Annotated in this window: 3 protein-coding genes; all 3 read right to left on the bottom strand. The window is 75.4% G+C overall.

Going from position 1 to position 6,764, the window contains the following annotated elements:
* Window positions 1-133: 133 nt before the first annotated feature.
* The 3 genes from ACZ7HQ_RS01355 to ACZ7HQ_RS01345 all read right to left on the bottom strand — a co-directional run bounded on the left by ACZ7HQ_RS01355 (window position 134) and on the right by ACZ7HQ_RS01345 (window position 6,639).
* Window positions 134-4,507 (bottom strand): Rne/Rng family ribonuclease, encoded by a 4,374-nt coding sequence (locus ACZ7HQ_RS01355; protein ID WP_470983155.1) that lies wholly within the window; start codon window positions 4,505-4,507, stop codon window positions 134-136.
* A 262-nt stretch (window positions 4,508-4,769) separates the two neighbouring features.
* The gene (locus ACZ7HQ_RS01350; protein ID WP_470983153.1) at window positions 4,770-5,546 is read right to left on the bottom strand and encodes a TIGR03936 family radical SAM-associated protein; all 777 of its coding nucleotides are present in this window, start codon (window positions 5,544-5,546) and stop codon (window positions 4,770-4,772) included.
* Between the two features lie 46 nt (window positions 5,547-5,592).
* Window positions 5,593-6,639 carry a hypothetical protein gene (locus ACZ7HQ_RS01345; RefSeq protein WP_470985142.1) on the bottom strand — a complete coding sequence of 349 codons (1,047 nt, stop codon included), beginning with the start codon at window positions 6,637-6,639 and terminating at the stop codon, window positions 5,593-5,595.
* Window positions 6,640-6,764 lie beyond the last annotated feature (125 nt).

Raw genomic sequence — 6,764 nt, 5'->3', positions numbered from 1 at the left:
GGGGGGTTGTGGGGGGGGTGGGTCTTGGGAGAGACCCAGCAGAGGGCAAGGGGGAGGAAACAAGAGGGGGGAACAACCACCGCCCCGCGGGGGCGCCCCCCCCCCCCCCCCCCCCCCCCCCACACCCTGGGCATCAGCCCTCGTCGGCGGGGGCGGAGACCGTGCTGGTCTTCTTCGCCGTCGACTTCGCGGCGGCCGTCTTGGCGGTCTTGGCCGCCTTCTTGGCCGTCGTCTTCTTGGCGGCCGTCTTCTTGGCCACGGTCTTCTTGGCCGTCGTCTTCTTGGCGGCGGCCTTCTTCGCGGTGGCCTTCTTGGCGGTCTTGCGGGCCGCCTTCTTGGCCGGAGCGGCCTCCTCGTCCACCTCCACGACAGCCAGGGCCTCTCCCGCCGCAGGCGACGGTACGACCACGACGGCCGTCTCCTCGGTCGCGGCCGGGGCGCTGACCTGGCGCACGGCACGGCGGCGCGGGCGGGCCGGGGCGGCGCTCTCGGCGGGCGCCTCCTCGGCCGCAGCCGGTGCCGCGGCCTCGGGCTGTGCCACCGGCGCCTCGGCCGCGGGCGCGGTCTCGGGCACCGTCACCACGCCCGCCTCGGCTCCCGCGGGGGAACCGGCCGGCGCCGACACCTTCCGGGTCGCACGACGGCGCGTACGGCCCTTGGGCGCGGCCTCCTCGGCCGCCTCGGCCTGCGCCGCCGGGACCACCTGGTCCTCGACGGCCGCCGGCTCGGCCAGCGCCTCGGCGGCCGGCTCCGGACGCACCGGACGCGCCGCCGCCTCCTCGGCCGTGACCTGCTGCGCGGTCGGTGCCTCGGCCGCCACGGCGGTCTCGGTCACCGGGGCCTCTTCGCGGACGGCCTCGGCCTGCGGAGCCTTCTCACGAGGAGCCTTCGCGGCCCGCTCCGCCTTCGGCGCGCCCGCCGGAGCGGAGGCCCGGCGGCTCGCCCGGCGCCGCGTACGGCCACGGGTGGCCGCCGCCTCCGCCTCGGCGACGCTGCTGTACAGCTCCTCGTCCGGCGCGAAGTCGGGGGCCGGCAGCGCGACCGGCTCGGCGACCTCGGCGGCCACCGCGGCGGCGGTCTCCGCCTCGGGCTCGACGGCCTCACCGGTCTCCACGGCCACGGCGGCGGTCTCGTGCACGTGCTCGTGCACCTCACCGCCCCGGCCGCGCTTCTTGCGCTTGCCGCCACCGCCGCCGGCGACGGACGTCGGCTGCTCCATGTGCACGATGACACCGCGGCCGTTGCAGTGGACGCAGGTCTCGGAGAAGGACTCCAGCAGGCCCTGGCCGACGCGCTTGCGGGTCATCTGCACCAGGCCCAGCGAGGTGACCTCGGCCACCTGGTGCTTCGTACGGTCGCGTCCCAGGCACTCGAGAAGCCGTCGCAGCACCAGGTCCCGGTTCGACTCCAGGACCATGTCGATGAAGTCGATGACGATGATGCCGCCGAGGTCGCGCAGCCGCAGCTGGCGCACGATCTCCTCGGCCGCCTCCAGGTTGTTCCTGGTGACCGTCTCCTCGAGGTTGCCGCCCTGGCCGGTGAACTTGCCGGTGTTGACGTCGACGACGACCATCGCCTCGGTCCGGTCGATCACCAGCGAACCGCCGCTGGGCAGCCAGACCTTGCGGTCCAGCGCCTTGGCGAGCTGCTCGTCGATCCGGTAGGTGGCGAAGACGTCGACCTCGGAGGTCCACTTCGACAGCCGGGCGGCCAGGTCCGGCGCGACGTGCGAGACGTACCCGTGGATCGTCTCCCAGGCGTCGGCACCGCTGACGACGACCTTGGAGAAGTCCTCGTTGAAGATGTCGCGCACGACCCGGACGGTCATGTCCGGCTCGCCGTACAGCAGCGTCGGGGCGTTGCCGTTCTTCGACTTCTTCTGGATCTCCTCCCACTGCGCCTGCAGCCGCTCGACGTCCCGGCGCAGCTCGTCCTCGCTCGCACCCTCGGCGGCGGTGCGCACGATCACGCCCGCGTCCTCGGGGACGATCTTCTTGAGGATGGTCTTCAGCCGGGCCCGCTCGGTGTCGGGCAGCTTGCGGCTGATGCCGGTCATCGAGCCCTCGGGGACGTACACGAGGTAGCGGCCCGGCAGGGAGACCTGGCTGGTCAGACGCGCGCCCTTGTGCCCGATCGGGTCCTTGGTGACCTGCACCAGGACGGACTGCCCGGACTTCAGGGCGGACTCGATGCGGCGCGGGCCGTTCCCCATGCCCAGCGCCTCGAAGTTGACCTCACCGGCGTAGAGAACGGCGTTCCGTCCCTTGCCGATGTCGATGAAGGCGGCCTCCATCGACGGCAGTACGTTCTGGACCTTGCCCAGGTAGACGTTGCCGACGTAGGAGGTCGACTGCTCCTTGTTGACGTAGTGCTCGACGAGCACGCCGTCCTCGAGCACGCCGATCTGCGTGCGATCGCCGTGCTGGCGCACGACCATCACGCGCTCGACGGCCTCGCGGCGGGCCAGGAACTCGGCCTCGGTGATGATCGGAACGCGTCGGCGGCCCTGCTCGCGGCCCTCCCGGCGGCGCTGCTTCTTGGCCTCCAGGCGGGTCGAGCCCTTGATGGACTGCACCTCGTCGGACGGCTCACTGGGCTTGCGCGGCTCGCGGACCTTGACGACCGTGCGCTCCGGGTCGTCGGCGGACGGCTCGCTGTCGGCGGCGGTGTCACCGGCCCGGCGACGACGCCGGCGGCGGCGCCGGCTGCCGGCGCTGGAGAACGCCTCGTCGCCTGCCTCCTCGGCGTCCTCCTCCTCCTGCTCGGCGGTGTCCTCGGCGTCCTGCGCCGCCTGCTCGGCGGCCAGTTCCTCGCCCTCGGCGCCCTCGCCCTCGACGGCGTCACCGCGGCGGCGGCGACGACCGCCACGGCGGCGACGGCGGCGCGAGCCGGACTCCTCGAAGCCCTCGGCGCCTTCCGTCTCGTCGCCCTCCTCGGCCTCCTCGCCCTCACCGAGGTCCTCGACGGACTCCTGGGCCTCCTCCGGCTCATCCTCGGCCTGGGCGGGCTGCGTCTCCTCGGCGACGGCGGAACCCCGGCGGCGACGGCGACGGCGCGAGCCGGTCTCGGCGCGCTCCTCCGCGCTCTCCTCGGTGTACTCCTCGGGCTCCTCCGGCTCGGCGGCCTCCGCGGCGGCCTCGGCGGCGGCGCGCTCCGGGGTCTGGAACCTCGGCTCGGCGAACACCGGCGCCTGGAACACGGCGACGGCGGGGCGGGCGGGACGGCGCCGGCCCTCGGACTCGGCGGCCTCGGTCTCGCCGACCGACGGCGCGGGCTCGGAGAACCCGAACACCGGGCGCACCGCCCGACGCCGGGCACGGCGCGGAGCGGCCTCCTCGGCGGCAGCCTGCGCGGCCGGTACCTGAGGGGCCTGGGCGGCGGGCGCGGGCTCGGTGGTGTGCGTGGTGACGGGGACCTCCGGGGTGTGCGCCCCGGCGTCGGCGGACGCGGCCTCGGCGGCGGCCTTCTCGGTCTCGGTCTCGGCCACGGGAGCGGCGGGCGCGGTCGCGCGGCGGGTGGCCCGGCGTCGGGTGCGGCGCGGGGCTGCCTCCTCGTCGGCACCGCCCACCTCGGCGGACGCGGGGGTCTCGTCAGCCGGGGCCGGCTCGGCGGCGGCAGCGGCCGGGGCCTGATCGGCGGCGGCCTTCGGCGCGCCCGCGGGCGCGGACGCGCGGCGGGTGGCACGACGGCGGGTACGGCCGGCGGGCGCGGCCTCCTCGGCAGCGGGCGCGGCGGCCTCGGCGCCGGCGGTCACGTCCGTCGCGGCGGTGGCCGGTACGACGGCCTCGGCGGCCTCGGCGGCCTCCGTGGACGCGGGGGCCCCGGCCGGCGCGGACGCACGGCGGGTGGCCCGGCGGCGCGGACGGCCGGCGGAGGGGGTTTCGGCGACGGCCTCGGCGGGCTCGCCGGTCACGTCATCAGCATGGGTCACGGCGGCCTCGTCGGTCACAGGGGTGGTGGCCTCCGGCGCTCCGGCGGCTCCGGTCGGCGCGGAGACGCTGCGCGTGGCACGGCGGCGGGCGCGGCGCGGTGCGGCCTGCTCGCCGACGACGACCTCGCCGGCCTCGGCGACGGCGGCGGGCTTCTCCGCCTCGGCGACGGTGGCCGGGACGACGCTCTCGGCGGCCGCGGCGGTCTCCGTGGACGCGGGGGCCCCGGCGGGCGCGGACGCACGGCGGGTGGCACGGCGGCGCGGACGGCCGGAGGGTGCGGTCTCCTCGGCGGCGGACTCAGGGGTTTCCGTGGTCGCCTCGGCCTCGATCGCCTCAGGTGCCTCTACGGCCCCGGCGGCTGCCGCGGCCTCTTCGGTGCCTTCCGCCGCAGCGGTCTCGGCGATGTCGTCGGAGTCCGCGGCCGGTATGGCCGGCACCGTGACCTCGGCGGCCGCCTCGGCCCCGGCCGGCGAACCGGCCGGGCGGGAGGCGGCACGGCGACGCCTGCGCGGCGGCAGGGTGTCGCTCGGAGTGTTCAGTTCGGAACCCTCAAGGGGTTCGGTCGGCTCGAGCATGCGGGCGTTTCTCCCGTCAGGCTCCCGGGCGCCGCGCCTGGTCCGGCGCCGGTCCGCCAAGACCGTCCGCCGTTGACGTCCGCGGCCCGCGCGATGCGCGATGGCCGCCGTCCGGGGCGCGGGCGCCGCACGGGAGCACTCTGTGTCCTGTCTCGCCGGTTCCGTACGCCTTGTCGGTACGGCCTGGCGAAAGTCTTCTGGTCGGTGCGCTGCCCGACCCAGGTGGCTCCCGAGTACAAGGGCGGCGCTACGACGTCCGTCCCTACGCGGAACCTTCCGGCGTCGGCGCCGTCGCGGCGGCAGCCGGCTGGGCCGTCAGGGCCTCGGCTGCCTCGCGGTCGGGCGCGAGCGGGTCGGTCACCGTGCCGGTCTCTTCATCGAACAGCCCCTGCGCCAGCCTGGTCACCGCTGCGGGGACCGGCGGCGCCAGGTCGGCCACGGCGCGGAGACCGGACAGGACGTCGTCGGGTCGTACGGCAGGCGTCACGTGCCGAACAACCAGCCGCAGTATCGCACAGGGCTGGTCGGTCGGCCTATCAGCCGGTGAACCGTGCGTTTCCAGGCTCGCCACGGCCGGGCGGGCGTCGAAGGTACGGACGCCGTTCTTGGTCATCCGCTGGACCTCGACGGTCCCGGCCCCGGTGAAGGCCTCCACCGCGCGCTCGGCGTCGGCCGGGTCGACGCCGTCCAGCCGCAGCTCCCAGACGGAGGCCGTCAGCCGGTCGGCGAGACCCGAGGTCCGTGCCTCGACCGCCTCGATGACGTCGAGCCCGGAGGGCAGCGACTCGTCGAGGAGGACGCGCAGGGTCTCGGGGTCGCGCGGTGCGGTGAGCGCGATCTCCAGGTACTCCGCTTCACTGCCTGTGCCGGTGGGTGCGGCATTGGCGTACGACACCTTCGGGTGCGGCGTGAAACCGGCCGAGTAGGCCATGGGCACCTCGGCGCGGCGCAGCGCCCGCTCGAAGGCGCGCTGGAAGTCTCGGTGGCTGGTGAACCTCAGGCGGCCGCGCTTGGTGTAGCGCAGTCGGATGCGCTGCACCGCGGGTGCGGGCGGCGGGCCTTCGGGCTGTCGCTTGCCCAGTGTCCTAGTCCTTCGTGAGTGCGGTCGTACTGCTACCAAGAGTACGTGTCGCGGGCGCCTGAGGTTCCCGCCGGTCCACGGCGGCCGGCTGCCGGGGCTCGCCGAACAGCATCCGCCGGAAGTCCGCGCGGGCCTGCCGTACCGTGTCGCGGGCGCCCGCCAGCGCCTCGCGTACGCTCCGGCCCACCACGCGCCCGGCCTCGGCGACGGGCCGCAGGACGGCGTCCCGGACGAGATGGCCGACCGGGGTGAGGACGGTCCGGTACACCCAGCGCACCGGCTCCACGAAGATCCACCGGAAGAGGGTCCCGAGCGCCCGGCCGACGGCCCGCGAGATCCGTCCGGCGATCCGCCAGGCGTGCCCGAGGGCGTCGCCCACCTCCCGTGCCACGACGGCGAGAAACCGGCCGACGGGCGCGAGGACCCAGCGCCACAGCGCGAGGGCGGGCAGGACGACAAGGACGCGGAGCACCCAGTAGAGGGCGACTCCGATGCCGGTGGCGATCATGCCCAGCAGCCGCCCCAGCCCTCGTACGCACCAGGCGACGGCGCGTCCGGCGGGCGCGAGGACCCGGTCGTACAGCAACCGCGCGGGGACGACGAGCAGATACCGCACCAGCCAGGCGGCCGCGTGCCCGATCGGGAGCAGCACGCGCGCGTACACCCAGCCGAGCCCGGCGCCCACCCCGCGCACCAGCCACGCGACGGCGTGCCCGAGGGGCGTGAGGACGTACCGGTGGAACCACACGGCCGGTACGACGACGAGCACGGTGGCGAGCCAGGCGAGCGCCTTGCCGACCGGGACCAGGACATAGCGCCACAGGCCCACGAACGGCCAGACGAACAGGGCCTTTCCGGCCCGGAGCAGCGCCCGGCCGAGCGGCCGCAGGACCGTGTCCCGCAGAAACCTTCCGGTGACGACGAGCGCGTCCCACACCATCCGCACCGGCACCACCAGCACCAGGACGACGATCCGCAGGGGGACACGGATCGCCACGGTGAGGCACCCTTCCGGCTGCCGGGGCGGGGGAGGCGGCTTCTGCAGTTCCATACCGGGGTAGACGCCGGAGCCGCCCGTTCGGATCCGGCTGGGGCCTGCCCGGCGGACCGCCCCCTGGGACACACGTCGCCGTCTGCCGAACCATGGCAGCTCCTTCCGTCAGGACGCCGGCGGTC

It is taken from the genome of Streptomyces sp. NPDC037290 (assembly GCF_055603245.1).
Note: the sequence above shows the minus strand (reverse complement) of the source record. Positions and strands in the feature narration are given on the sequence as shown.